At 74.2% G+C, this 25,498-nt stretch carries 20 protein-coding genes, 1 tRNA gene and 1 pseudogene; 11 read left to right on the forward strand and 11 right to left on the reverse strand.

The window, feature by feature from the left end; all coding sequences use genetic code 11:
• Positions 1-13 precede the first annotated feature (13 nt).
• From DEJ51_RS11280 to DEJ51_RS11305, 5 genes are all read right to left on the reverse strand, one after another.
• Positions 14-1,516, reverse strand: a complete 1,503-nt coding sequence (locus DEJ51_RS11280; protein ID WP_150257480.1) for a bifunctional phosphatase PAP2/diacylglycerol kinase family protein — start codon at positions 1,514-1,516, stop codon at positions 14-16.
• A 156-nt stretch (positions 1,517-1,672) separates the two neighbouring features.
• The gene (locus DEJ51_RS11285; RefSeq protein ID WP_223835759.1) at positions 1,673-2,824 is read right to left on the reverse strand and encodes a thioester domain-containing protein; all 1,152 of its coding nucleotides are present in this window, start codon (positions 2,822-2,824) and stop codon (positions 1,673-1,675) included.
• A 263-nt stretch (positions 2,825-3,087) separates the two neighbouring features.
• On the reverse strand, positions 3,088-3,495 hold the full coding sequence (locus tag DEJ51_RS11295; protein WP_150257481.1) for a single-stranded DNA-binding protein: 408 nt from the start codon (positions 3,493-3,495) through the stop codon (positions 3,088-3,090).
• Between the two features lie 121 nt (positions 3,496-3,616).
• A complete protein-coding gene (locus DEJ51_RS11300) occupies positions 3,617-5,485 on the reverse strand; it encodes a GTPase (protein ID WP_150257482.1) in 1,869 nt (622 codons plus the stop codon).
• Positions 5,486-5,489: 4 nt separating this feature from the next.
• Entirely contained in the window at positions 5,490-7,106 is a 1,617-nt protein-coding gene (locus tag DEJ51_RS11305) for a dynamin family protein (RefSeq protein ID WP_150257483.1), read from the reverse strand.
• Positions 7,107-7,438: 332 nt separating this feature from the next.
• Between DEJ51_RS11305 and DEJ51_RS11310 the strand changes: the two genes are divergently transcribed.
• The 5 genes from DEJ51_RS11310 (at position 7,439) to DEJ51_RS11330 (ending at position 12,418) form a co-directional block, all read left to right on the forward strand.
• Positions 7,439-7,511: transfer RNA gene (locus tag DEJ51_RS11310), tRNA-Arg, on the forward strand.
• 139 nt (positions 7,512-7,650) lie between these two features.
• The gene (locus DEJ51_RS11315; protein ID WP_150257484.1) at positions 7,651-7,929 is read left to right on the forward strand and encodes a hypothetical protein; all 279 of its coding nucleotides are present in this window, start codon (positions 7,651-7,653) and stop codon (positions 7,927-7,929) included.
• A 375-nt stretch (positions 7,930-8,304) separates the two neighbouring features.
• Positions 8,305-9,717 carry a serine hydrolase domain-containing protein gene (locus DEJ51_RS11320; RefSeq protein ID WP_150257485.1) on the forward strand — a complete coding sequence of 471 codons (1,413 nt, stop codon included), beginning with the start codon at positions 8,305-8,307 and terminating at the stop codon, positions 9,715-9,717.
• Between the two features lie 160 nt (positions 9,718-9,877).
• Positions 9,878-11,164, forward strand: a complete 1,287-nt coding sequence (locus DEJ51_RS11325) for a phosphoribosyltransferase family protein (RefSeq protein WP_150257486.1) — start codon at positions 9,878-9,880, stop codon at positions 11,162-11,164.
• Positions 11,165-11,293: 129 nt separating this feature from the next.
• A complete protein-coding gene (locus DEJ51_RS11330; protein WP_150257487.1) occupies positions 11,294-12,418 on the forward strand; it encodes a sulfite oxidase in 1,125 nt (374 codons plus the stop codon).
• Between the two features lie 45 nt (positions 12,419-12,463).
• On the opposite strand, the pseudogene DEJ51_RS11335 reads toward DEJ51_RS11330, so the two are convergent.
• Positions 12,464-12,679: pseudogene (locus DEJ51_RS11335) on the reverse strand (phosphate ABC transporter ATP-binding protein); the annotation flags it as partial.
• 46 nt (positions 12,680-12,725) lie between these two features.
• A complete protein-coding gene (locus tag DEJ51_RS11340) occupies positions 12,726-13,202 on the reverse strand; it encodes a phospholipase (protein WP_150257488.1) in 477 nt (158 codons plus the stop codon).
• 199 nt (positions 13,203-13,401) lie between these two features.
• On the opposite strand from DEJ51_RS11340, the gene DEJ51_RS11345 reads away from it, so the two are divergent.
• From DEJ51_RS11345 to DEJ51_RS11370, 6 genes are all read left to right on the forward strand, one after another.
• A complete protein-coding gene (locus DEJ51_RS11345; protein WP_150257489.1) occupies positions 13,402-13,923 on the forward strand; it encodes a hypothetical protein in 522 nt (173 codons plus the stop codon).
• A gap of 113 nt (positions 13,924-14,036) precedes the next feature.
• Positions 14,037-14,450 (forward strand): GNAT family N-acetyltransferase, encoded by a 414-nt coding sequence (locus DEJ51_RS11350; RefSeq protein ID WP_150257490.1) that lies wholly within the window; start codon positions 14,037-14,039, stop codon positions 14,448-14,450.
• A 141-nt stretch (positions 14,451-14,591) separates the two neighbouring features.
• Positions 14,592-16,289, forward strand: coding sequence for a serine/threonine-protein kinase (locus tag DEJ51_RS11355; RefSeq protein ID WP_150257491.1), 1,698 nt, complete (start codon positions 14,592-14,594; stop codon positions 16,287-16,289).
• A 146-nt stretch (positions 16,290-16,435) separates the two neighbouring features.
• A complete protein-coding gene (locus DEJ51_RS11360; protein WP_223835760.1) occupies positions 16,436-17,731 on the forward strand; it encodes a S8 family peptidase in 1,296 nt (431 codons plus the stop codon).
• A gap of 212 nt (positions 17,732-17,943) precedes the next feature.
• Positions 17,944-19,239, forward strand: a complete 1,296-nt coding sequence (locus DEJ51_RS11365; protein ID WP_223835761.1) for a hypothetical protein — start codon at positions 17,944-17,946, stop codon at positions 19,237-19,239.
• 90 nt (positions 19,240-19,329) lie between these two features.
• Complete coding sequence (locus DEJ51_RS11370) at positions 19,330-20,394, forward strand: WxL protein peptidoglycan domain-containing protein (protein WP_150257493.1); 1,065 nt, start codon at positions 19,330-19,332, stop codon at positions 20,392-20,394.
• Positions 20,395-20,398: 4 nt separating this feature from the next.
• On the opposite strand, the gene DEJ51_RS11375 is transcribed toward DEJ51_RS11370, so the two are convergent.
• The 4 genes from DEJ51_RS11375 to iolB all read right to left on the reverse strand — a co-directional run bounded on the left by DEJ51_RS11375 (position 20,399) and on the right by iolB (position 25,495).
• Positions 20,399-21,148 carry a helix-turn-helix domain-containing protein gene (locus DEJ51_RS11375; protein WP_150257494.1) on the reverse strand — a complete coding sequence of 250 codons (750 nt, stop codon included), beginning with the start codon at positions 21,146-21,148 and terminating at the stop codon, positions 20,399-20,401.
• An 81-nt stretch (positions 21,149-21,229) separates the two neighbouring features.
• A complete protein-coding gene (locus DEJ51_RS11380) occupies positions 21,230-22,729 on the reverse strand; it encodes a CoA-acylating methylmalonate-semialdehyde dehydrogenase (protein ID WP_150257495.1) in 1,500 nt (499 codons plus the stop codon).
• 13 nt (positions 22,730-22,742) lie between these two features.
• Positions 22,743-24,617 carry a 3D-(3,5/4)-trihydroxycyclohexane-1,2-dione acylhydrolase (decyclizing) gene (gene iolD, locus DEJ51_RS11385; RefSeq protein WP_150257496.1) on the reverse strand — a complete coding sequence of 625 codons (1,875 nt, stop codon included), beginning with the start codon at positions 24,615-24,617 and terminating at the stop codon, positions 22,743-22,745.
• Positions 24,614-25,495 carry a 5-deoxy-glucuronate isomerase gene (gene iolB / locus DEJ51_RS11390; RefSeq protein ID WP_150261834.1) on the reverse strand — a complete coding sequence of 294 codons (882 nt, stop codon included), beginning with the start codon at positions 25,493-25,495 and terminating at the stop codon, positions 24,614-24,616. The genes iolD and iolB overlap by 4 nt, the downstream gene beginning before the upstream one ends.
• Positions 25,496-25,498: the final 3 nt, after the last annotated feature.

Genomic DNA, 25,498 nt, shown 5'->3' on the forward strand with positions numbered 1-25,498 from the left:
GCCGGCCACGGCCCTAGCGGGTCGTCCCGTCCTGCGCCGGGCGGGGGCGGTAGACGGTCAGGGCGTCGGGGATGTCGTCGAGGACGAGGGCGGACGGGGCCTGGGCGTGCTCGCCGTCGTACGCGAGCGGGGTGCCGGCGGGGATGTCCCCGATGCGCAGGCTGCGCAGGCGGGTGGCCACGTGGACGGGGGACCGGCTCAGCGGGCCCGTGAAGGCGGCCGCCAGAAGCCTGGGGCCGGGGCGGCCGCCGCCGTGGACGAGCCGCAGGTCCAGCAGGCCCTCGCCGAGGTTGTCGCGGCGGCGGGGAGTGGGACCGGTGCCGTGGTAGGTGCCGTTGCCCGCGAAGAGCAGCCATACGCTGCGGGGCCGTCCGCCGGCCAGCCGCAGCCGTACGGGCCGCTGGGAGCGCAGTACCCGCCAGGCCGCCAGCAGCGCGGCCGGGCCGCCGCCGATACGCGGGGCCCAGCGCAGCCGGTGGCCGAGCAGCTCCGGATAGGCGCCGATGCTGAAGTTGTTCAGGAAGTAGCCGGGCTCCCCGTCGGGCCCCGGGGAGAAACGGCCCACGCCGACGTGGACGGCCTGCCCCCGCGCCACGGCCTCGCAGGTCGCCCCGGCTCCCGCGAGGCCGAGGTCCATGGCGAAGTGGTTGAGGGTCCCGCCGGGGAACACGGCCAGCGGCACCCCGGCCCGCAGCGCCGCGGTGGCGGCCGCGTTGATCGTGCCGTCGCCTCCGCAGACCCCGAGCACGGTGGACCGCGCGGCCGCCTTCGCGAGCGCGGCGGGCAGCTCGGAGCCGTCGCACTCGATCACCTCGGCCTCGGGCAGGCGGGTGCGCAGTACGTCGAGCCCCGCTGCCGCGGCGGTCCCCGACGCGGTGTTGACCACCACGGTGAGCCCGGCCCCGTCGGGCAGCGCGGGGGCCCCGGCGGCCGTCCGCTCGTCGCCCGGCACGACCCGGGCCTCCTGCGCGTCGCGCGCGAGGCGGCGCACGACGAACCCGGCGGCCACCCCCAGGGACGCGCCCACCAGCACGTCGGAGGGGTAGTGGACCCCGGTGTAGACCCGGGAGAACGCCACGGACGCGGCGACCGGAGCCAGGACGGCCCCCCAGCCCGGCGAGGCCAGCGCCACCCCGGTGGCGAAGGCGAAGGCCGACGCGGAGTGCCCGGACGGGAAGGAGGTGGTCTGCGGCTGGACGGCCAGCTGCCGGGTCAGGGGCACGCCTTCCAGCAGCGGCCGCGGCCTGCGTACGGACCACTTGCCGACCGTGTTGATGGTCGCGGAGGCCAGCGCCAGCGAGGCGACCCCCCGCACGGCGGCCTTGCGGGCACCGGCCGACCCGAAGACGGCGATCGCCGCGGCGGCGCCGCCCCACAGCACCCCGTGGTTCGCGGCCCGGCCGAGCCGGGGCAGGACCCGGTCGGCCCCGGGCCAGTGCCGTCGGGCCACCGCGTCGAACAGTCGGCGGTCCCAGCGGGCGAAGGCGCCGGACCAGGTCAGTTCTTGATCAGCCATCTTCTGCCCTTACCCCGGGCGCCGCATCCGAACCGGTCCGCGCGCCCAGCCGGCCCATCGGACCCATCCGTCCGGGCCGAGTGGCGCGGTCCGGGGCCTCAGGGGGTGTCCTCAGCGGTGTCCCCAGGGGGTCCTCAGGGGGTCCTCAGGGGGTCCTCAGGGTGTGTCCTCCTCGTCCAGCGGTCGCTTGCGGAGCAGCAGCACCACCAGGCCGCCCAGAACCACCAGGCCCACCGCCAGGGAGGCGATGACCGGGGTGGCCGCCGAGCTGCCGCTGGTCGCCAGCCGCTCATCGTCCGGGGAGGTCGTCGCGAGGGCCGCCGACCGCGCTCCCAGCGTCTCGGCCGCCGAGCCGGAACCGGCCCCCTGGGCATCCCCCGTGGTGGCTCCCGCCTCCGGCGCCGGGGGCTGCGGCCAGACCGCCGTGGCCGTGGCGGCGGCCGCGGACTCGCTGGAGCCGGCCACGATCTGGGCGTGGGTCGGCAGCTCGCCCGTGAAGACCCGCCCGACCGGCACCTTGGTCGCGCCCTGGACGGTGACCGAGGCCGTCCCGTCGGGGGTGCCCGCGGGCACCTCGAAGTACAGCCGGCTCCCGTTGACGGCGGTGGTCAGCGGCTGCCCCTCGGCGTCCACCACCCGCACCCCCATGGCGACGGCCACCGCGTCCGGGATGACCGACACGCTCGGCGCCCCGGTCCGCACCGTCACCGGCCCGAGCCGGGTGCCCACGGCCCCCGACACCTCGCCCGGGTCCAGCCCGAGCGAGGCCGGCGGCTCGGGCAGCTGCCCGGCGGCCCGCTGCAGATAGTCGGCCAGCTTCTCCGCCGCCGGGTCGGCGGCCTCGACCTGCGCCCCCTCCGCGAGCCGCCAGATCGCCACCTGGGTCCCGGCGGCCGCGCTCTGCGCCGTGAGGGCCCCGGCCCCGGCCGCCTTGGCGAGCCCGGCCAGATCGTTGTGCTGCGGGTAGGAGTGCTCCAGGACCCAGCGGATCCGGCCCGCCTCCCGGTTCCCGGCGAGCGGGCTGCGACTCCAGCCGCTCTCGGTGTACCGGGTCTGGGGCTGGGCGTTGCCCGTCACGCCGACCCCGTACGTCTGGAGCATCCCGCCGCCGTCGACCCGCATCTCGTAGAGCCCGGCCGGGATCTGCCGGACCGAGCCGTCCCCGGACCGCAGGACCGCCTGCCCGAACGTCTTCAGCCCGTCCAGCACGGCGCTCGCACCCTCCGGTGACCTGGGCGCCACCGGGCCGGAGTCGGCGGCCGCCCGCGCCGCGGGGGCGGTGGCGAGGGCCGCCGCCAGCAGGGCCACCGCCAGCGGCCGGCGCGCGGAGCCCCGTACCGCAGCCGGAGTTTCGGGAGAAGCAGGGGCCGGAGCCGGAGCCGGAGCAGGAACAGCGGCAAGGCCGTGAGCAGGCGCGCGAGCAGGAACTGGAACAGGCGCGGCCGCGGAAGCGGACGCAGGAGTGGGATCAGGAGCGGAGGATGCGGGAACGGCAATCGACACAGTCTTCCCCTTCGGGCCAAAGACCCAGGTGCCCGTGAGTACCGGGGAATCCTATCCGGCTCGAACACTCAGACCACCGCCGCCTTCTGAGTGGCCATCAGCGGCGTGTCCGTCCGCACCACGCGCCGGAAGGCGGCGGTCCCGCGGTTCAGGTCGTGGCCGATGGCCGTCGCGTCGACCTCCGCCGCGAACCACCGGTTGCCCTCTCCGTCGGGCGGATCCTCACGCACCCGCAGCCGCCCGTGCACCACCAGCGGCTCACCGACGGATACGGAACCGGCGAGGTTCACAGCGAGCGTCCGCCGCGCCCACACCGTGTAGAAGCTGGTGGTCCCGTCCGTCCAGGCGTCCTTGCGCCGGTCGAAGTACCGCGGCGTCACCGCGAAGCGGAACCGTGCCGCCGGACCGCTCACCGTCTCCTTGTAGTCGATCTGCGTCGCCACGTAACCCACCAACGTCACCTGGGTGTCGTACATCCCGGCCGCCCTCCCCCGTGGTTCCGGCCCGCACGGATCGCACGGACCAGCCGTACGGACCATCCGTACGAGGTACGAACCATGCTGGGGCAGGCCGCCGACATCCGCTCCGGCCTGTGGATTACTGCCGGGTTGTGGACAACCTGCTCCCCCCTGCGGCCACCGTGGCGTACTGCTCCCGCACCTCCCGGTAGCGCAACAGCTCCGCCGCGACCGGTTCCAGTACCCGGGCCCGGCCGCACCCGGCCGCCGCCTGGCGCAGTCTGCGCTCCGCGTCCTGCCCGTACCTGCGCGCCGGACCACGGGCCGCGATCGAGCAGGACCATTCCACGAGCGGCCCGCCGATGATGCCCGCCACCATCAGCAGCACCGGCGGCAGCAGTCTCGGCTCCAGCACCCCGACGATCTGCCCGACCAGCCACAGTCCCCCGAAGATCTGCAGCAGGGTCATGGCCGCCTGTGTCAGTACCGCCGCCGGCCACCAGGTGGGCCGCGGCGGTTTGACGCTGGGCACGGCGACCGACGCCCCGAGGGTCACCGCGATCTCGTCCAGCGCCTCCGGGAGCCGCTCCGCGCCGCGCACCGCGGTCTCCCGGACCGCCTGCGCCCACGGGTCGGGCAGCCCGGAGACCGCCTCGTCGGCGACCGCCCGCACGGCCTGCTCCACTCGCTGACGTGCGGTCACCTCCTCCTCGGCCGGAGCCTCGGCGACCGTCTGGCCGCGTCCGCCGATCGCCGCGAGGGCGGCCAGCCCCGCCAGGGTGTGCGGGGCGCGGCGGTTCTCGTACCAGCGCCACAGCCGCAGCCACGGCGTGCCGCACGCCTTTCCGGCGTTGCGCCGCCACGCGCGCTCGGCGGCGAGCCCGGCCGCGAACGCCCCGACCGCCTCGGCGAGCCGGTCCTCGAACTCGGCGCGCGCCGCCTCCCCGATCTCCGGTCCGGGGTGCCCGTCGGCCACGTACAGCGGTCGCAGGCGCCCGGCCGCGCGGTCGACGTCGGCGGAGATCCGCCGGGTGGCGGCGCCCTTCTCCTGGGTGAACTGTCCGAGGAGCTCGCGCAGTTCACCGACGCCCTCCCCGGTGAGCGCGGACAGCCCGAGGACGGTGGCGCCGGGCTCGTCGTGCTCGCCGAGCGCGATGCCGTCCTCGTCGAGGAGCCGGCGCAGGTCGTCCAGTACGAGGTCGGCGGCCTCGCCGGGCAGCCGGTCCACCTGGTTGAGGACGACGAAGGTCACCTCCGCGTGGCCGGCGAGCGGCCTCAGGTACCGCTCGTGCAGCACGGCGTCCGCGTACTTCTCCGGATCCACCACCCACACCACGGCGTCGACCAGGGCCAGCACCCGGTCCACGTGGTCCCGGTGCGCGCCGACCGCCGAGTCCAGGTCGGGCAGGTCGACGAGGACCATCCCGCGCAGCGCCTCCGCCTCGGAGGTCTCGCGGGGGCGGCGCCGCAGCCTGCCCGGGATCTCCAGCCGGTCCAGCAGTCCGGCGGCTCCGTCCGACCAGCTGCACGCGATGGGCGCGGCCGTGGTCGGGCGGCGCAGCCCCATCTCGGAGATCTGCACACCGGCGAGTGAATTGAACAGAGTGGACTTGCCGCTTCCGGTGGCTCCGGCGATCGCGACGACCGTGTGCTGGGGCGACAGCCCGCGGCGCGCGGCCGCCTCGTCCAGCACCCGTCCGGCTTCGGCGAGGGTCTTTCCGTCGAGCCTGGTCCGGGACAGCCCGACCAGCTGGCGCAGCGCGTCGAGGCGCAGCCGCAGGGCCTGTCCCTCGGGGCTGAGCGGCGGCGCGGCCGACTTGCCGCCGTCGCTGCCCGCGCCGGAGAGGGCCCGTACGAGGGCCTCGTCGCCCTCGTCCCCTTCCTCGCCCTCGTACCCGTCGTCGTCCTCGTCGCCTTCCCCCTGCTTCCCGCCCACGGCCCGGGGGCGTGAGCGCGCGATGAGTCCGTCGTCCCAGCGGTCGTCGGTGCGGTCGGTCAGGGCGGTCACCGCGTCACCTCTCCTTCTGCAGTACGGACAGCGCGGCAATCAGCTCGGCCTGTGGTTCCGGGGTCACTTCGAGCGCCTCCAGCGGGGCGAGCCGGCGGTCGCGTTCGGCGCGCAGCACCTGGTCGAGGTGGTCTCCGACCAGTTCTCCGCCCCGGTCGCGCAGTCGCAGGGCGGCCTGCGCGCCGATCCGTTCGGCGAGCTTCTCTCCTGCGGGCCGGGCCCGTTTGCCGCCGAGGAGGGCGGCGACGAGCAGGGCGGCCACGCCGTCGGGGTCGGGTGCGGGCTGCCTGTCGCTCTTGGCCACCTCTTCCTCGGCGAGTTCCTCCAGGACCCGCCGCCAGCGGCGTACGGCCATGCCGATGCGTTCGCCCGCCTGGCGGTCGGGTCCGGGCAGCGAGACGGCGCCGGCGGCGGGCTCGCGCCGCCAGGCCTCGGCGATGCGCTCGTCCGCGGCGGCGACGGCGCACTGCAGGAGCGCGGCGAGGGATTCGGCGAGCGAGTCCAGCAGTTCGTCGGCGCTCGTGTCGAGCGGGTAGCCGCGCCACCGGGTGAGCGCGTCGCCGGCGAGTACGGCGCCGTGGTCGAGGCGGCCCCGGACCCGCTTGCCCTCGCGTTTGTACGCGTCCTCGACGGCCGAGGTCAGCCGTACGGCCGCGGCGTGCTGGGCGGCGACGGCGGAGGCGAGTTCCGGCATCCGGCGCCTCAGGGAGTCCAGCGCGCCGAGCGCGGTGCGCCCGACGGCGTACTGGCGGGCGGCCGGGTCCTGCGCGTGGTGGGCGAGCCAGGCGTACAGCGGGGCGACGGCGCTGGCCGGCAGCAGCCCGCCCCCGCCGGTGGATTCGGGCAGCTCCGGGACGGTGAACCGCGGTACGTCGCCCAGCCCGGCCTTGGTGAGCAGGGCCCCGTACTGCCGCGAGACCTCGGCGAGCACCTGGTGCGGGACCCGGTCGAGGACGGTGATGAGGGTGGCCCTGTACTGCTTCGCGGTGCGCAGCAGGTGCCAGGGGACGGCGTCGGCGTACCGCGATGCGGTGGTGACCATCACCCAGACGTCGGCGGCGCAGATGAGTTGGGCGGCGAGGGTCCGGTTCTCGACCACCAGGGAGTCGATGTCGGGGGCGTCGAGGATGGCGAGCCCGCGCGGCAGGCTGGAAACGGTCTCGATCCGCATCTCGCGGGTCGCGTGGCCGTCGGCCGGCCCGCGGTCGCGGGCCCGGGTTCTGGCGGTGGGGGGCACCTCCTCTTCGCCGTGCGGCACCCAGACGCGCATCAGGTCGGGCAGTACGCGCATTCCGGCGAACCAGTGGTGGTCGTCCGGGTGGCAGACGAGTACCGGGGTGCGCGTGGTCGGGCGCAGTACCCCGGCTTCGCTGACCTGCCGGCCGACGAGGGAGTTGACGAGGGTGGACTTACCGGCCCCGGTGGATCCGCCGACGACGGCGAGCATCGGCGCCTCGGGCGCCTTCAGCCGGGGTACGAGGTAGTCGTCGAGCTGCGCGAGCAGCTCGGCTCTGGTCTGGCGGGCGCGCGGGGCGCCGGGCAGGGGCAGCGGCAGACGCACGGACGCGACCCGGTCGCGCAGGGCGGACAGGGCATCGAGCAGCTGAGGCCGAACATCCAAGGTCACCACATGCGAAGAATGCCCAATTTGGGACCATTTTTGAAGCTTATACGTCCCCTGCGCGCCGACCGCGACTCCAGTGGGACATTCTGGGCACGACGGACGAGTGGGGCGCAGGCATAACGAGTGCACAACACCAGGGGCGCGACGGCGCAAAAGCGATGCGAGAATCGCACCTGCCTGCGATTATCGGGACCGCTTCACCGAACCTCCACATCGTGGCCCGCGAGTGAAGCAACCGGGACAAGGCGACCGGAGCCCTATCCTTGACCCGGCACGGACCTCAGCCCCACCCCCACCGGGGGCTCCAGGCCCACCAAGGCCGCCTTCCGGCCCCCGTAGCTCAGTGGATAGAGCAGGTGCCTTCTAAGCACTTGGCCGCAGGTTCGAGTCCTGCCGGGGGCACTTTTCCGCACCAGCCCGAGCCCTCCCCCGCGGAGGGCTTCCGTGCATCTCAGCGGCGCTCCCCTCGACTTCCAGACCGGGAAGCCGAGGTCGCCTCGGAGCGATACAACGAGTGGTACATCACGAGGATGAACTCACCATGCTCGACATCGAAGAAGCCCTGGCGGCGGCATCGGACTTCCTGACCGAGGACAGCCGATCCTGGGACTCCACAGACGTACGGATCATCCCTGAAGCGTGCTTCGTCGAACAAGGGCGGTTCATCGCCCCATATGACCACGCGGACTACCTGGACCGCGGGAAGGACGACATGCGCCTCGCAGGAAACCTGCCGATCGCCGTCGACCTGAGCACGGGTGCGTGTTCGTTCATCACCTGGGATGAAGTCGACGACTTCGCGGAGCGCAACCTGCTGTAGGGCGACAGTCATCTGGCGCCAAATGTCGCCCCGCACCTGGCTCGAAGGGTGTGCGGCGGCGCCCGTTCCGGTCAGGGCACATCCGCTGCACACGAAAGTGGGAAGAAGCGCGGACCAGCGAGAACTCGTCCGCCACCTGACCGAGCCTCCCCCACGCCGTCCGCCGCACCACCGCCCAGGTCCGGTCCAGGGAAGCGGCAGGTCCCGTCGGCCACCGGAGGCCGGGGATGCGGGGCCGCGTCAGCGATCCCTCAGCCGGTCAGGCGTGCGAGGCCGCGTCAGCGGTCCCTCAGCCGGTCATCAGCCCGCTGTCAGCGGGGGCCCGCATCGTCCTCCCGTCGGGCAGGACCGGCACGCACCCCGAGGAGAGACCTGATGAGCCCTGAGACGAGCAGCGAGGACAACGGCACACGGCAGGACGATCTGTCCGCATTCGTCGCGGCGACCGCCGAGGAGTTCGGCATCCCCGGGGTCTGCGTCGGCATTCTGGTGGACGGTCAGGAGACCGTCGCCTCCTACGGGGTGACCAACCTCGACCACCCGCAGCCGGTCGACGCCGACACGCTCTTCCCCCTCGCTTCGGTGACCAAGACCTTCACCGCCACCGCGCTGATGCGGCTGGTCGCGGAAGGCCGGGTGGAGCTGGACGCCCCCGTGCGCCGGTACGTGCCCGAGCTGGAGCTCGCCGACGAGGACGCCGCACGACGCATCACCGTGCTGAACCTGCTCGACCACACCGCGGGCCTGGAGTGGAACCTCGTCTTCACCGGCGACGAGGCCGACACCCTGGCCGGCTTCGTGGCGCACCTGCCCGAGCTGCCGCTGATCGCCCCGCCCGGCACCCGCGCCTCCTACAGCCAGGCCGGCTACAACCTCGCCGGCCGGATCGTCGAGACGGTCACCGGCCTGCCCTTCGAGAAGGCCATGGCCCAGCTGCTGCTGGAGCCCGCCGGGCTGACGAACACCTTCTTCGACCTCGACGAGGTCATGGTCCGGCGCTTCGCCGTCGGTCACACCCCCGACGGCGACGACGAGCAGCTGCGCCCCGCCCGGCCGTGGGCCTCATGGCGGGCGGGCGCCCGCGGCAACAACCCCGGCGGGGGCATCTCCTCCTCGGTGAGCGACCTGCTGCGGTGGGCCCGCTTCCACCTCGGTACGGGCGAGGGCGTGCTGCCCGCCGAGGCACTGCGGCACATGACGGAGCAGTCGGTGGAGCTGAACGCAGGCCCGCTCGGCGACGGCGTCGGGATCGGCTGGTTCCTGCGCGAGGTGGACGGGGTCCGCACGATCGGGCACGGCGGCTCGGGCAACGGCCAGGCCGCCGAGCTGCTGATCGTGCCCGGGCGGGACTTCGCGGTGGTCTCGCTGGCCAACGCGGGCCCGCACGGCCACCTCTTCAACCAGGCCGTGGTGCGCTGGACGCTGGAGCGCCACCTCGGCGCCGTGGAGCGGGACCCGGAGCCGGTCGCGTACGACGGGACGCGGGCGCGCGAGGTCGCGGGCCGCTACGCCATCGACGCCATGAACCTGGACGTCGCCGACGACGGGACCCGCCTCACGCTGGCAGTGGAGATCAAGCCGGAGATCCGCGCGGCGGCCGACGCCGACATGCCCGCCGACCTCCCGCCCGCCGCGATCGGTTTCCTGTCCCCCGGCGGCGACGAGTACGTCGTCACGGAGGGCGGGCTGACGGGGCAGCACGGCAGGTTCAACCGTGACGCCGGGGGTGCGGTCGTGGGCATCGACCTGGCGGGCCGGCTCTTCGGCCGGGTGCCGGCCGCGTCCTGACCCTGACCCTGACCCCGGCCCTGACCCGCGTACCCGAGCGGCGTACGTACGCCGTCCGGCGGGCGCGATCCGACCGACTTGCGGGAAGGACGGGGATGCGGTTGCGTCGAAGGAGATGGGTACGTGGTTTCCGTCTCCCCTGGGTTGGGGGTGAGCCATCGTGCTGTTCGCCCATCGCGCGGAGGCCGGCGAGCGGCTCGCCGAGGCGCTCCGGCACGTGCAGGGGGAAGATCCCGTCGTACTGGGCCTGCCCCGCGGCGGGGTCCCGGTCGCCTACCGGGTGGCGCGCGCGCTCGGCGCCCCGCTCGACGTGATCGTGGTCCGCAAGCTGGGCGTGCCCCACCACCGTGAGCTGGGGTTCGGAGCCATCGGCGAGGGCGGCGTACGCGTCATCAGCGAGGACATCGTCCGCGGCAGCCGCCTGGGACCGCAGGACATCGAGGCGGTCGAGCACGCCGAGGCCGCGGAGCTCACCCGGCGGGCCGCGAGGTTCCGCGGGGACCGGCCGCGGGTGCCCCTGGACGGCCGCACCGTGATCGTCGTCGACGACGGGATCGCGACCGGGGCCACGGCCGCCGCCGCGTGCGAGGTCGTACGGGCGCAGGGCGCGGCGCGCGTGGTGCTGGCCGTTCCGGTGGCCCCGCCGGACGCGGTCGCCCGGCTGGGCCCGGCGGCGGACGAGGTGGTGTGTCTGGCCACACCGCACGCCTTCCGTGCCGTCGGCGAGTGGTACGAGGACTTCGCCCAGACCCCCGACGAGGAGGTCGTCTTCCTGCTGGCGCGGGCGGCGGCCGAGCACGACACACGCCCGCCCGTCCGGGCCGCCGAGGTGGAGGTGGACGCCGGCGGCCTCGTCCTGGCCGGGGAACTCGCCCTGCCGGAGGACGCCGGCGCGGCCGTGGTGTTCGCGCACGGATCCGGCAGCAGCCGCCACAGCCCGCGCAACCGGGCGGTGGCGCAGGACCTCAACCGGGCGGGGCTCGCCACGCTGCTCCTGGACCTGCTCACGCCCGGCGAGGAGGCCGACCGGGCCAACGTCTTCGACATCGAGACCCTGGCCGGACGGCTCGCGGACGCCACCGCCTGGCTGCGCCGCCGCGAAGCCCTCCCGACGGGCTGGTTCGGGGCGAGCACCGGGGCCGCGGCAGCGCTGTGGGCGGCCGGGGAGACGGGCGCCGAGGTCGGCGCCGTGGTGTCGCGCGGCGGCCGGCCGGACCTGGCCGGTGCGCGGCTCGCCGCCGTACGGGCCCCCACGCTGCTGATCGTGGGCGGCAGGGACGGGGTGGTGCTCGACCTCAACCGCCGGGCGCAGGGCGAGCTGCGCTGCGAGAACCGGCTGGAGGTCGTCCCGGGGGCCACCCATCTCTTCGAGCAGCCGGGAGCCCTGGAGGAGGTGGCCGGCCTGGCCCGCGAGTGGTTCACCCGCCACCTGCTGCCGCCGCCGTAGAACGGGCCGGCCGCGGGGGGCTGAGGAGTGCCGCGGAGAGGACGCGGAGAGGCCTCAGAGTGGACGCGGTGTGGACGCGGAGGGACGCAGCGGTGGCGCGGCCGCGGCGGCGCGCGCGACCATGAGGAGATGGAGCAGGCGTCGTCGCTGCAGGATGTCAGCACCCCGGGCCGGATCGCTTCGCCCGGGGAGGGCATCGGCCCGGACGAGCTGGCGCTCGCGGCCCGCAACCACGGGCTGCCGCTGGAGGCCCTGCGCTACGAGGTCACACCGCCCGGACTGCACTACGTCCTGGTCCACTACGACATACCCGCCGCCGACCCGGCCGGCTGGTCCCTCGCCGTCGGGGGCCGGGTCCGTACCCCCCTGGCCCTGGACCTCGCCGCCCTGCGCGCCTTCCCCGCCGTCACCCACCGCGTCACCATGGAGTGCGCGGGCAACGGCCGGGCCCGCCTGACGCCCCGGCCGGTCAGCCAGCCGTGGCTGGTCGAGGCGGTGGGCACCGCCGACTGGACGGGCGTACCGCTGCGTCTGGTGCTCGCCCGGGCCGGGGTACGGCCGGACGCCGTCGAGGCGGTGTTCACCGGCGCCGACCACGGCGTGGAACGCGGCGTCGAGCAGGACTACCGGCGCAGCCTGCCGGTGGCCGCGGCCACCGGGGACGACCCCGAGGTGCTGATCGCCTACGCCATGAACGGCCTGCCCCTGCCCCCGCAGCACGGGTGTCCGCTGCGGCTGGTCGTCCCCGGCTGGTACGGCATGGCGCACGTCAAGTGGCTGCGCGAGATCACCCTCGTGGATGCGCCGTTCACCGGATTCCAGCAGGCCGTGGCCTACCGGTACCGGCGGGCCGCCGACGACCCGGCCGATCCCGGCGAGCCGGTCACCCGGATCGCGCCGCGCGCGCTGATGGTCCCGCCCGGATTCCCCGACTTCATGTCCCGCACCCGCGTCGTGCACCCCGGGCCCGTACGGCTGGAGGGACGTGCCTGGTCCGGTCGCGGGGCCGTGGACCGGGTGGAGGTGAGCGCAGACGGGGGCCGTTCCTGGACCCGGGCCGAGGTCGCGCCGCCGGGACCGCACCGGTGGGCGTGGCAGGCCTGGTCCTGCGTGTGGGCGGCGGCTCCGGGCCACCACACGCTCACCGTCCGCGCCACGGACACCGAGGGCGGCACGCAGCCCCTCGAACAACCCTGGAACCGGGGCGGTTTCGGCAACAACCTGGTCCAGCGGGTCCCGGTCCTGTGCTGCTGACCGGGACATGACGGTGATGGCGGCGGCGACGGCAGTGGCGGGCCGTCAGCCGAAGCGTCCCTCGACGTAGTCCGCGGTGCGCTGGTCCGAAGGGGCGGAGAACATCGCCGGAGTGGGGCCGTGCTCGACGATCCGGCCCGGGGTGCCCTGCTCGGCGAGGAAGAAGGCGCACTGGTCGGATACGCGGGCCGCCTGCTGCATGTTGTGGGTGACGATCACGATGGTGACCTCCTCGGCCAGGTTTCGGATGGTCTCCTCGATGCGGCGTGCCGGGCGTCGTGCTGCGGTGAACCTTCCGGCCAGAGCACTAGGAGATTCCGAGCAGCCGCACCGCTTGGTAGTAGGTCCAGGCGGTGCCGTCGCAGGAGCTCCTGCGGGGGCCCGAGTAGTGCGCGCAGACCCGCTTCAGGTCCGCGTGGAACGCCAGGTCCAGCCGCGCCTTGGCGGCCGGAAACAGCCCTGCCGCGCGGTGGTTGCGGTAGCCGAAGTCGTGGCGCGCGCAGGCGTCCTCGAAGGGGAAGCCGAGGGGGTTGTCGGGGGACGAGGTGCAGTGGTCCGTCGACCAGTCGAAGCCGTACGCGGCCCAGGACGCCCGGTGTTCGCGGGCCTCGGCCCATTCCTGGTAGCTGGCGGCACTGGTCTGCGTCCAGCGGCTCAGCACCTGCGGCTTGTCGGCCGGGACGTGCGGCGCCGCCCAGGCCGCCGGGGCGAGGGCGAGCACCGCGGTCGCGGCGGCGGTGGCGAGGGCGGGGACGAGAGCGGGGACGGGGCGGCGACGGCGCATGGGGTTCCTGGTTCCTCGGTGCCGGGGCGGACGGGGGTCACCTCCGGCCAACTCCCGCGGGCACCGCGTGGTTACTGCGCGTCGCCGGAACCGGATCCGGCACCCTCCCAGGTATGAGCCGTATGCAACTTGCGGCGCACTCGTGGTTCGTCCTGAGGAGGGACGCGCGGTGAGGGCCCGCCCGCCGAGACTGGAGGACATGAACCGCCGCCCGCTCGTCGTCGCCGCAGCCACCGTGGGAGTCCTCGCCACCGCCGCCTTCGCGCTGCCCGATCTGCCGCCCAATCCCGTGTCCGACACGATCGACAGCAAGGTGTACAAGGAGGCGGGCAAGCGCTTCCCGAGCGCCGCCGACGCCCCCACCCGCGAGAAGGCGCCGTTCGCCCTGCCGACCTGGATACCCAAGGACGCCACCGACGTCCGCATACGGATACGCACGAGCGGCGAGGGCCGGATGATCCGGTTCACCCTCGGCGCGACCCCCCTGGACACCCCGCAGTGCGGCACGGGCACGCCGAAGCCGGTCGGCTCCCCGGGTCTGCACGCCAGATGGTGGCCGGGCAGCCTGCGGGACGGGTCGCGGGCGGAATGCCGGGGTGCCCACCAGTACCAGGTCGTGGTGCGCGGCAAGCGGGTCTACGCCTGGACGGACGGCACCCCGTCCCCGGGCTCCACGGGCCCCCGGGACGGCGCGCCCTCGACGCCCCGGACCCAGGGCTGACCGCTCCCGCACCCTCGGCCGCCCGTGCCGCCCCCGGCCCGGGGCCGCTGCGGGCGCCACGCCGCGCCGGACATCGGCTGACCATCCGTCATGCGCGGACTATCGTGACCGCCATGGACATCCGCCGGGCCCTCACCCCCGCCGAGCTCGCAGCCGCCGAGTCCCTCTTCGACGGGCCGGCCCGCAAGGAGTGGTCCGAGCGCTTCCTCGCCGCCCCGGGACACCTGATGCTCATCGCCTACGTCGACGGCGTGCCCGCCGGGATGGTGTCCGGCATCGAGATGAGCCACCCCGACAAGGGCACCGAGATGTGCCTGTACGAGCTCTCCGTGGACGAGGGGTACCGCCGCCGCGGCATCGGCCGCGGCCTGACGCTGGCTCTCGCCGAGGAGGCCAAGGCACGCGGGTGCTACGGCATGTGGGTGGGGGTCGACACCGACAACGAGGCCGCACTGGCCACTTACGACGCCGCCGGCGCCCGCGACGAGGGGGTCTTCTCGATGCGCGGCTGGCCCCTCGCCCCTTAGCCAGGGCCTCCGTCCCCCGGCCGCCCGCCGCCCCGCTCGGCCGTCGCTCGCGCGAGCTCCCCGGCAACCTGCGCTCCCTGCCCGGCGCTTAGGGTGTTCGCTGGTCAGTCCTTCGGCTGACCGGGGGATCGGGGGAGGCCGATGAACAGCGCGACCGAGGTGTTCGAGCCGCTACGGGCGGACGATCCGTCCACCGTGGCCGGATACCGCATCGCGGCCCGGATCGGCGCGGGCGGCATGGGCCGGGTCTACCTGTCGCACACCCAGGGCGGGCGGCCGGTGGCGATCAAGGTCGTCCGCCCGGAACTGGCCGAGGACCCGTCGTTCCGGCGGCGGTTCCGCCGTGAGGTGGAGGCCGCCCGGCGGGTCCGTGGCGCGTACACTGCCGAACTGATCGACGCCGACGCGGACGGGAACCCGCCCTGGCTGGCCACCCTCTACGTGGCAGGGCCATCGCTGTCGCAGGCGGTGGCCCGGCGCGGACCGCTGCCCGTGCCCGCCGTGCTGTGGCTGATGGCGGGCGTGGCCGAGGCCCTGCAGGCCATCCACGGCGCGCACATCGTGCACCGCGACCTGAAGCCGTCGAACGTGCTCCTGGCCGCCGACGGTCCCCGGGTCATCGACTTCGGCATCTCGCTGGCCTCGGACGCCACCGCGCACACCGCCACGGGCGCCACCGTCGGCACCCCCCAGTACATGGCCCCCGAGCAGGCATCGGCGGATGAGGTCACGGCGGCCGCCGACGTGTTCGCGCTGGGCCAGACCGCGGCGTTCGCCGCGCTGGGCAAGCCGCTGTACGGCACCGGCCCCTCCGCCACCGTGCTGTACCGGATCGTGCATTCCCAGCCCGACCTGTCCCGGCTGCCGCGGGAGCTGCGCCCCCTGATCGCCCGGTGCCTGGCCGCCGATCCGCAGGAGCGGGCCACGCCCGAGGAGATCGTGGCGTGGTGCCGGACGCAACTGGGCCCGGACGCCGAAGCGGACGGCGGCCCTGCGCTCTGGCGCGAGGTGACCGGACCGGAGCCGGCGGTCCCGGAGGCCGTGCCCGAGCCGACCTCGCAGCTGCCGGCGGAGCCGGCACCGGAACCCGCTCCGTCGCCCGCGCCGGTTCCCCTCTCCCCGCACACGATGCGCCAGGTGTGGCAGCCTCCGCCGTCGGCGCAGCCGCAGACTCCGGAAGGACCCGGGGAACGGCGCAGGCGACGACGGCGCAACGCGCTGCTCACCGCCGCGTCGGCGACGGTGGCCGCCCTGCTGCTGGGCACGCTCTGGGTCGTCCTCGACCAGGCGGCGGACGGTCTGCGCGACCGGGCCAAGTCCCCGACGACCGGGGGGACGCCGACGGGGGGAGCCAGCTCCGCGAGCGGCGACCCGGCCCGCGGAGCCGTCGGCTCCGCGCCGGACCGGAACCAGAGTCCGAGCCAGAGCCCCAGCCCGAGCCCGTCCGCGAGCGTGCCCCCGAAGGCCATCCCCTACCCCTCGTTGCACCTGAACGAGGACAACTCGATCGGCATCAAGGAACCGGTCCAGCGCGCCACTCGCGGTGGGGACCTCCGTCTCCACTGCGAGCAGGTGGGCTGCACCCTGGAGAGCGACACCAGTGTGATCACCGTCCTGTCGGGCCAACCGCACGGCTCCCTGGAGTCCTGCCAGAAGGCCCTCGGCAGCAGGACCACGAGGAAGCAGTCGCTGTCCCAGGTGGCCGCCGGCAGCGAGCTCTGCGTCAAGCACCAGTCGGGGGACATCGCCCTGCTCGTGCTCACGCTCAAGTCGACGCCGTGGATGAACGACCTCCCGAGCACCCTGCATGCGGACATGACGGTCTGGCGCGTGGCCTGACGGAACGGCCTGCCGGAACGGCCTGCCGGAGCGGTCGGCCGTACGCACCCGGGCCGGGCCCGGATCCGCCCGCGCGGCGGCGTGTCGTGCACCCACCCGGCGCACCCTCCGCGCGCCTGCGGCACCGCTCGCAGAGCATCGGCCGCATGACCGCATTCGCCGCGCTCCTCCCCGCCGCCGCCCTCCTCGCGGCAGCCACCACCGCCGCCACCACGGCCGCTTCGGCCGTGGTGGGCCCGGTTCCGGGCGCTCCCCGCCCGGACACCGCCCCGTACGTCGTAGTCCTCAAGGACACCGCCTCCCGCATCCCGGCCCACACCCTGGCAGCCGAGGCCGCGGACGCCGGCGACGAGGTCGGAGCCGTCTACGACGCCGCCCTGAACGGCTTCGCCGTCCGCACCACGGCCGCCCGGGCCGCCGCCCTGGCCACGGACCCGCGGGTGGCCTCCGTGGAGCCGGACACGGAGTTCCACACCACCGACACCCCCGACACCCCCAGCACCCCCGCCGCCGGAGCCACCGCCACCCCGGACACCCCCGGCACCCCCGGCACCGGCACCCCCGCCCCCGCCACCCCCGCACCGCAGTCGGGGCCGCAGGCTCCCGCGCCCTGGTCCCTGGACCGCATCGACCAGCGCGAACTCCCGCTGGACGGCTCGTACACGTACCCCGGCCGGGCCGCGGGCGTCACCGTCTACGTCGTCGACACCGGCATCAACACCGGTCACCGGGAGTTCGGCGGCCGCGCCCGCCTCGGCTACAACGCGGTGTTCCTCGGCAGCTCCCGCGACTGCAGCGGCCACGGCACGCACGTCGCGGCGACCGTGGGCGGGGAGACGTACGGGGTGGCCAAGGGGGTCTCGCTCGTCGGGGTGAAGGTGGCCGACTGCCGTGGTTCGGCGCCCCTCTCGGCGATCCTCAAGGGTCTCGACTGGGTGGTGAGGGACGCCGCCAGGGCTCCCGCCACCCCCGCCGTGGCCAACATGAGCATCGGCGGCAGCCGCAGCCGCGCCCTCGACGCGGCCGTGGTCCGGGCCGTCGCCTCCGGCATCACCTTCGTCGCAGCCGCCGGGAACGACGGCAAGAACGCCTGCGGCGGATCCCCGGCCGCCGTCCCCCAGGCCATCACGGTCGGTGCGACCGACGACCAGGACCGGCGGGCGCGGTTCTCCAACCACGGCCCCTGCGTGGACCTCTCGGCTCCGGGCGTGGGCATCACCTCGGCCTGGAAGGACTCCCCCACCGCCACGGCCCGCTCCTCCGGCACCTCGATGGCCGCCCCGCACGTGGCCGGGGTCGCCGCTCTCGTCCTGGCGCGCGGTACGGCGCGCACCCCGGCACAGGTGACCCGGGAACTGCTGCACAGCGCCGTGTCCGACCGGATCACCGGCCTGCCGGCCGGCACCCCGAACCTGCTGCTCCACACCCCCACGGGGCGCTAGACGACATCCCGTCGCGCCACCCCGACCGGTTGGTATCCGACGGGCCATCACACGCTCTCTGATGGCCCATCAAATTGTGTGTGCTTCGGGCGAAAGCAAGTCATTGACTTCTCATCACGGCGACGCGTCAATATCGGCCACCGCACCGGCTCGGCCTCCCCCACACAGCGGGTGGGGGGAGGGGTTCGTCATGACGAAGGAGTCGCGACCCAGTGAGTACGAGAACGCTTCGACGAAGACTGCTGGCCGGGACGGGAGCCCTGTCCCTGGCCCTGACGGGCGGCGTGGTGGCCCTGACGGGATCCGCGCAGGCCGCGACCAAGACCACGGCCGTCTTCGAGAACTGCGACGCCCCCGCGCCGCAGCCGGACGGTTCCGGCAACCAGAACTGGACGGTCACCCTGCCCGACGGTGCCAAGGCCGGCGACGTCGTCCCGATCACGATCGACCCGGGCGCGAGCCCCCTGATCCCCGGGTTCTCCGTCACCACGGTGAACACCTCCAAGATCACCCTCAAGGTCGGTACCACGACCCAGGTGGTCACCAGCCCGCCGGAGACCGTGTCCGTCGTGGCCGGACAGCCGCTCGACCCCAAGGCGTTCTCCGGAACCATCAAGATCCCGGACGGCACCGAGGGCACGACCGTCCAGGTCGCCCTCGACCTGGCGGTGACCGACGCGGACCTCTCCGGTTCGGTCTTCACCACCACGTGCACCCCGGCGCCGCGTCCGAGCGCCTCGCTCGGCTCGGTCGCGGTCGAGGCCCTGCCCAAGGACCCGGTCACCACGAAGCTGACGCCCAACAGCGGACCGGCGGGCACCGCCGTCGCCGTGACCGGCGCCAACTTCCCGGCCGGTGCCGTCACCTGCTCCGCCCTGCTCGCGGGCGCGGCGACCGGTGACACCGGTGCGGGCACGGCCGACGCGTCCGGCGCGGCCACCTGCAACATCACGGTCACCAAGAAGGCCGACGCGATCAGGATCGACGGTTCGATCACCCCGTACAAGGCCTTCGTGTTCCTGGAGGAGCAGGCCGGCGTGAAGAACCCGGTCGACGTCGAGGTCCTGCCCGGCCCGCTGGCCCTCGGCCCGAAGGACGGGCAGCCGGCCGTCAGCTTCGGCGCGGTCACCATCAACGGCAAGGCCCAGTCGGTGGTCGGCGTCTTCAACGCCGCGACCGTCCAGGACTTCCGTGGCGGTTCGCTCGGCTGGGACGTGACGGCGACGCGTACGCCGTTCCTGAACCAGACCACCGGCCACTCGATGGCGAAGGCGCAGATCGGCATCCAGCCGTCCTGCACCGTGACCAACCCGGACAGCCCGAGCACCTGCACGGCGGGCACGCCCGGAGCCATCTCCGACGTCCCGATGAAAGTGGCCTCCCAGGCCGCCGGCGGGGACGAGCTGACCGGCGGTGAGTTCGCCGTCGGCGGCGCCGGGATGATCCAGCTCCCGCCCTTCATGTTCGCGGACACCTACCAGACGGTCGTGACCTTCTCGATCGCCTGACCCGTCCGGCCGCTCGGCCCGGGTGGTGCGGCGCTCCGGCGCCGCACCACCCCTTTCCCCTTTCCGCGCCCACCGGAGACGAGACCGCCCATGCGCACCCGCAGCCGTAGCCGCAGCCGCACCCGTGGCCGCACCCGCACCCTCTTGTACGGTCTGCTCCTCGGCCTGCTGCTCGGCGGCGCGGGCCTGCTGCCGACCGCCGTGGCGAGGGCCGCGGACAACGGCACGTGGGGGGTGTTCCCGACGCCCGCGGCCGGTGCGGCGATGACCGACCGCGCGTACTTCTTCCTCCAGGGTGCGGCCGGGAGCACGCTGAACGACAGCGCGACGATCGTGAACTCCTCCGACAAGGAGCTGACGTTCCAGGTCTTCGCCACCGACGCCGTGAACACCCCGGCGGGCGGCGCCTTCGCGCTGCTGCCGGTGGAGACGAGGCCGAAGGACGTCGGGGCGTGGGTCACCTTGGCCCCGGAGACCGCGAGGACCGTCACCGTGCCCGCCAAGGGCCGCAAGGACGTCCCGTTCACCGTGAAGGTCCCGGCGGACGCGACGCCCGGAGACCACGTCGGCGGGATCGTCGCCCTGGGCACCGCCGTGGAGGGCGTGCAGCAGGAGGGCAAGGTCCAGGTCGGGGTGAAGCGCTCGGTGGGCGCCCGGCTGTACTTCAGGGTGCCGGGTCCGGTCACGGCGGGGCTGAGCGTGGAGGACGTACGGGTCAGCCGCTCGGCGCCGCTGCTGCCGTGGGTGCGCGACGCCCGTGCCACGGTCTCGTACGCGCTGGTCAACCGGGGCAACGTGGTGGTCGAGCCCACGGTGGCGCTGTCCGCGGAGGGGTTGTTCGGGCGGGAGGTGCTGGACCGGCCCGCGCGCGAGCTGAAGCTGTCCCTCCTGCCGGGCCAGCGGATCGAGCTGACCGAACCGTGGCCGGACGCTCCCCAGTCCGACTGGGTGACCGTCAAGGTCACGGCGGGCGCGGCGGCCCACCCGGATCTGGTCTCGCAGGCCGGGACCGACTTCGTCGCGGTGCCCTGGCCGGCCGTGGGCCTGCTCCTGGTACTGGCGGGCGCGGGCGCCACGGTGTGGGTACTGCGCCGCCGTCGCCGCCCGGCGGGCGAACAGCCCCACCCCGTACCGGACCTGGCCCGAACGCCCTGACCGGTCAGGGCACCCGCAGCTCGTGCTCCGCGGTGTCGGCCAACTCCCGGACTTGGTGCCGGGTGAGCCGCCGGACGCCCCGAACCAGACCGGCCACCTCGACGGCGGCCCGGGGCGGCGGACGGTGTCCGTCGGGCAGGCCGATGCCGGTCAGTACCGAGAGGTCGTCGGCGCGGATGCCGAGCACGGTCGCGTAGTCGGCCTGGAGGTCGGGGGTCAGCTCCACCTCGCCGTGGCCCACCTGCCCGTACGTGGCCGCGGACCAGTACCGGCCGGTGAGGGACAGGAAGGTCTGCGCTCCGGCCGACCACCCCAGGTTCCGGTTGGCGAGCAGGCGCATGACCAGTCCGCCGGGACCCGGCGGGTACGTCATGTACGCGGGCGGTTCCGGGGTCGGCCGGGTGCGGTCCTGCTGCGGCAGTGCAGCAGCGATCCGGCGCAGCCGCTCCCGGTCCTGGCGCGGCAGACCGATGGCGTTCTTGGCGAGAAGGGCCGCCTCTCCCCCGGCGGCCGGGTCCAGCGGCGTCATCTCCTGCGGCAGGGGCACGGAGGCGATGACGAACAGGTCCTCGACGTGCAGCTGGAGTACGGGGGCGAGGCGCTTCAGCAGCGACGGGTCCGGCGCCGCGCCGTCGAGCACGGCCCGGAGCCCGGCCTCCGGGACGGCGGCCAGGCGGGACAGGTCCTCGATGCTCAGGCCTCGGTGCTCCGCCAGGCGAGCCAACAGGACGTCTGGCGACGGGATTTCTGCCATACCGGTCAGCGTAGACGGGACGCAGCGGCAGCGGCCCCCGGCCGGGGGAAGGGGGCCGGGGGCTGCTGGAGGTGGGGTGGGTCAGTGGTTGCGGGGGAAGCCCAGGTCCACGCCGACGTGGCCCTCGGAGGGGTCCGGCCAGCGGGTCGTGACGACCTTGCCGCGGGTGTAGAAGTGGATGCCGTCGTTGCCGTAGATGTGGTGGTCCCCGAAGAGGGAGTCCTTCCAGCCACCGAAGGAGTGGTAGCCCACCGGCACCGGGATCGGGACGTTGACGCCGACCATGCCGGCCTCGATCTCCAGCTGGAAGCGGCGGGCGGCGCCGCCGTCACGGGTGAAGATCGCGGTGCCGTTGCCGAACGGCGAGGCGTTGATGAGGGCGACGCCCTCCTCGTAGGTCTCGGCGCGCAGCACGCACAGGACCGGGCCGAAGATCTCGTCGCGGTAGGCGTCGGAGTCGGTCTTCACGTGGTCCAGCAGGGACAGGCCGATCCAGTGGCCGTTCTCGTTGCCCTCGACCGTGAAGCCGGTGCCGTCGAGGACGACCTCCGCACCCTGGTCGGCCGCACCCTTGACGTACGAGGCGACCTTGTCGCGGTGGGCGGCGGTGATCAGCGGGCCCATCTCGGAGGTCGGGTCGTTGCCGGGGCCGATCTTGATCTTCTCGGCGCGCTCGCGGATCTTCTCGACGAGCTCGTCGCCGATCGCGCCGACGGCCACCACGGCGGAGATCGCCATGCAGCGCTCACCGGCCGAGCCGTAGGCCGCGGAGACGGCCGCGTCGGCGGCGGCGTCCAGGTCGGCGTCCGGCAGCACCAGCATGTGGTTCTTGGCGCCGCCCAGGGCCTGGACGCGCTTGCCGTTGGCCGAGGCGGTCGTGTGGATGTGGCGGGCGATCGGGGTGGAGCCGACGAAGGAGACGGCCGCGATGCCGGGGTGGGCGAGCAGCGCGTCGACGGCCACCTTGTCGCCATGGACCACGTTCAGCACGCCCGCCGGGAGGCCGGCCTCGGTGGCCAGCTCGGCGAGCTTGTTGGCGGCGGACGGGTCCTTCTCGCTCGGCTTGAGGATGAAGGTGTTTCCGCAGGCCACGGCCAGCGGGAACATCCACATCGGGACCATCGCCGGGAAGTTGAACGGGGTGATGCCCGCGACGACGCCCAGCGGCTGGCGGATCGAGGAGACGTCCACCCGGCTGGAGACCGACGTGGACAGCTCGCCCTTGAGCTGCGTGGTGATGCCGCAGGCCAGCTCCACGATCTCCAGGCCGCGGGCGACCTCGCCCAGCGCGTCCGAGTGGACCTTGCCGTGCTCGGCGGTGATCAGGGCGGCGATGGCGTCGCGGTTGGCGTCCAGCAGGGCGCGGTAGGCGAACAGCACCTTGGTGCGGGCGGCCAGCGAGGACTGGCCCCAGCTGAGGTAGGCCTCCCTGGCGACCTGTACGGCCGCGTCGACCTCGTCGGCCGAGGCGAGCGCGACCTGCGTGGTGACCTCGCCGGTGGCCGGGTCGGTGACCGGGCCGTAGTTGCCCGACGCGCCCTCGACGGTCTTGCCACCGATCCAGTGGTTGACGGTCTTCATGCCTTTTGCTCCTTCACAGATGGCGACGTCGCTGCGCGGCTTGCCGGTCGTACTCTTCCCGGGCCGTCGCAGCGGCCTTGCGGGTCGCGGTCTCGGCCACAGGAACATCCCACCACGCCTGTGCCGGGGGTGGGCCCGACACAGTGTCGGGCGTTCGGGTCTGTACGTAGACACATGTGGGCCGGGTCGCGCTGCGTGCCTCGGCGAGGGCTTCGCGCAGGTCACGCGTGGTGCGGGCGCGGATAACGGCCATTCCGAGGGAGCCCGCGTTGGCCGCGAGGTCCACCGGAAGGGGGTCCCCCGTGTATCCGGAGTCGGCCGCCCGGAAGCGGTACGCGGTGCCGAAGCCCTCGCCGCCCACCGCCCCCGACAGGCCGCCGATGGAGGCGTAGCCGTGGTTGTCGAGGATCACCACCCTGATCGGGAGGCGCTCCTGGACGGCCGTGACGATCTCGGTCGGGTTCATCAGGTACGTCCCGTCGCCGACCAGCGCCCACACCGGCCGGCCGGGGGCGGCCAGCGCCACCCCGATGGCCGCGGGGATCTCGTAGCCCATGCAGGAGTAGCCGTACTCCACGTGGTACTGGTCCTGCGACCGGGCCCGCCACAGCTTGTGCAGGTCTCCGGGGAGGGAGCCGGCCGCGTTGATCAGGATGTCGGTGCCGTCGACGAGGGCGTCGAGCAGCCCGAGTACCTGGGCCTGGGTGGGCGGGGCGTCCTCGTCCGCGTCAGGGACGGCGTAGGCCCGCTCGACGCGGCTCTCCCAGCGGGCCCGCTCCGCCGCGTACGCGCTCCGGTACGCCGGGTCCGTGCGGTGGCCGGCGAGGGCGCCCCGCAGCTCGTCGAGCGCTTCGCGGGCGTCGGCGACCAGGGGCAGGGCGGCGAGTTTGTGGGCGTCGTACGGGTCCAGGTTGAGGCCGACGAACCGGACGGCCGGGTTCTGGAAGAGGGTCGCGGACGCGGTGGTGAAGTCGGTCAGCCGGGTCCCGGCGGCGATGACGAGATCGGCCTCCCGGGCGAGCGCGGCGGCGGTGGAGGTCCCGGTGTGGCCGATTCCGCCCACGTCGGCGGGGTGCCCGTGGGGCAGGACGCCCTTGCCCGCCTGGGTGACGGCCACCGGGATCCCCGTGGCCTCGGCGAGGGCGGCCAGGGCCGCACTGGCCTCGCTGTGCCGGATCCCGCCGCCGGCGACGATCAGCGGGCGCGCGGAGCCGCGTACGGCCTGGGCGGCGCGGGCCAGCTCGTGCCGGTCCGGCCGGGGCCGGCGCACGCCCCACACGCGCTCGGCGAAGAACTCCTCGGGCCAGTCGTACGCCTGCGCCTGTACGTCCTGCGGCAGCGCGAGGGTGACGGCGCCAGTCTGCACGGGGTCGGTGAGCACCCGTACGGCCTGGAGGGCGGCCGGGATCAGGGCCTCGGGGCGGGTGATCCGGTCGAAGTGGCGGGAGACGGGGCGCAGGGTGTCGTTGACGGAGAGGTCCCCGGCGTACGGGACCTCCAGCTGCTGGAGCACGGGGTCGGCGGGCCGGGTGGCGAAGGTGTCGCCGGGCAGCAGGAGCACCGGGATCCGGTTGACGGTGGCGAGGGCGGCGCCGGTGACGAGGTTGGTGGCGCCGGGCCCGATGGAGGTGGTGACGGCGTGCGCGGAGAGGCGACCGCGCTGGCGGGCGTATCCGACGGCGGCGTGCACCATGGCCTGCTCGTTGCGGCCCTGGAGGAAGGGCATGACCTCGGGGCCGGTCTCCAGGAGGGCCTGGCCGATGCCCGCCACGTTCCCGTGTCCGAAGATCCCCCAGGTGGCGGCGATCAGCCGGCTCCGGTGTCCGTCGCGTTCGGTGTACTGGCGGGACAGGAAGCGGACGAGCGCCTGCGCGACGGTGAGCCTCACCGGTGGTCCTCCGTCCGGGATCGGGACGGGCCGGGGAAGGGCAGCCGGGGGTCGATGTCCTGGCCGTCCCAGGTGCCGCGGATCCAGCCGTGGTCGGGGTGGTCCCGGATCAGCCACTCCCGGGTCCTGCCCGGTCCGGCCATCACGTTCAGGTAGTACATGTCGTGCCCGGGGGCGGCCATGGACGGCCCGTGCCAGCCGTCGGGGATGAGCACCGCGTCCCCGGTCCGCACCTCGGTGAGGACGTCGGTCTTCCCGGCCGGGGAGGGGGTGACCCGCTGGTAGCCGAGCCCGGGGGTGTCCCCGTGCGGGGCGATCTCGAAGTAGTAGATCTCCTCCAGGCGGGACTCCTCGCCGGGGTGGTGCTCGTCGTGCTTGTGGGGCGGGTACGAGGACCAGTTCCCGCCGGGGGTGAGCACCTCGACGGCGATGAGGCGGTCGGCGGGGAAGGTGCCGGCGGCGGCGAAGTTGTTGACCTGGCGGGAGCAGTGGCCTGCGCCGCGGAGCTCTACGGGGACCTGCGCGGCGGGGCCGTACCGGGCGGGGAGCCGCCGCTCGCAGCGGGCTCCGGCGAGGGCGAAGTGCCCGCCGGCGGCCGACCGGATCTCCGCGTCCGCGTCCCGCGGCAGGTAGACGAAGTCGGTGGTGCCGCTGAAGACCCCGGTCCGGCCGTGCAGTTGGAACACCTCCGGCCCGTCCCCGGGGCTCTGTCCCGGACCCCGCGCCTCGGACGCCTGCGAGGCCGGGTCGGGCAGTGCCCGGCAGCGGACCTCGCAGGCGCCCGAGAGCGGGAGCACGATCCATTCGCACGGCCCGGACGCGTGTGCGTGGGCCTCGCCCGGGGCCAGGTCGAGGACCATCAGCCTCGTCCACTCCATCCC

The organism is Streptomyces venezuelae (assembly GCF_008642275.1).
GTDB classification, from domain to species: domain Bacteria; phylum Actinomycetota; class Actinomycetes; order Streptomycetales; family Streptomycetaceae; genus Streptomyces; species Streptomyces venezuelae_E.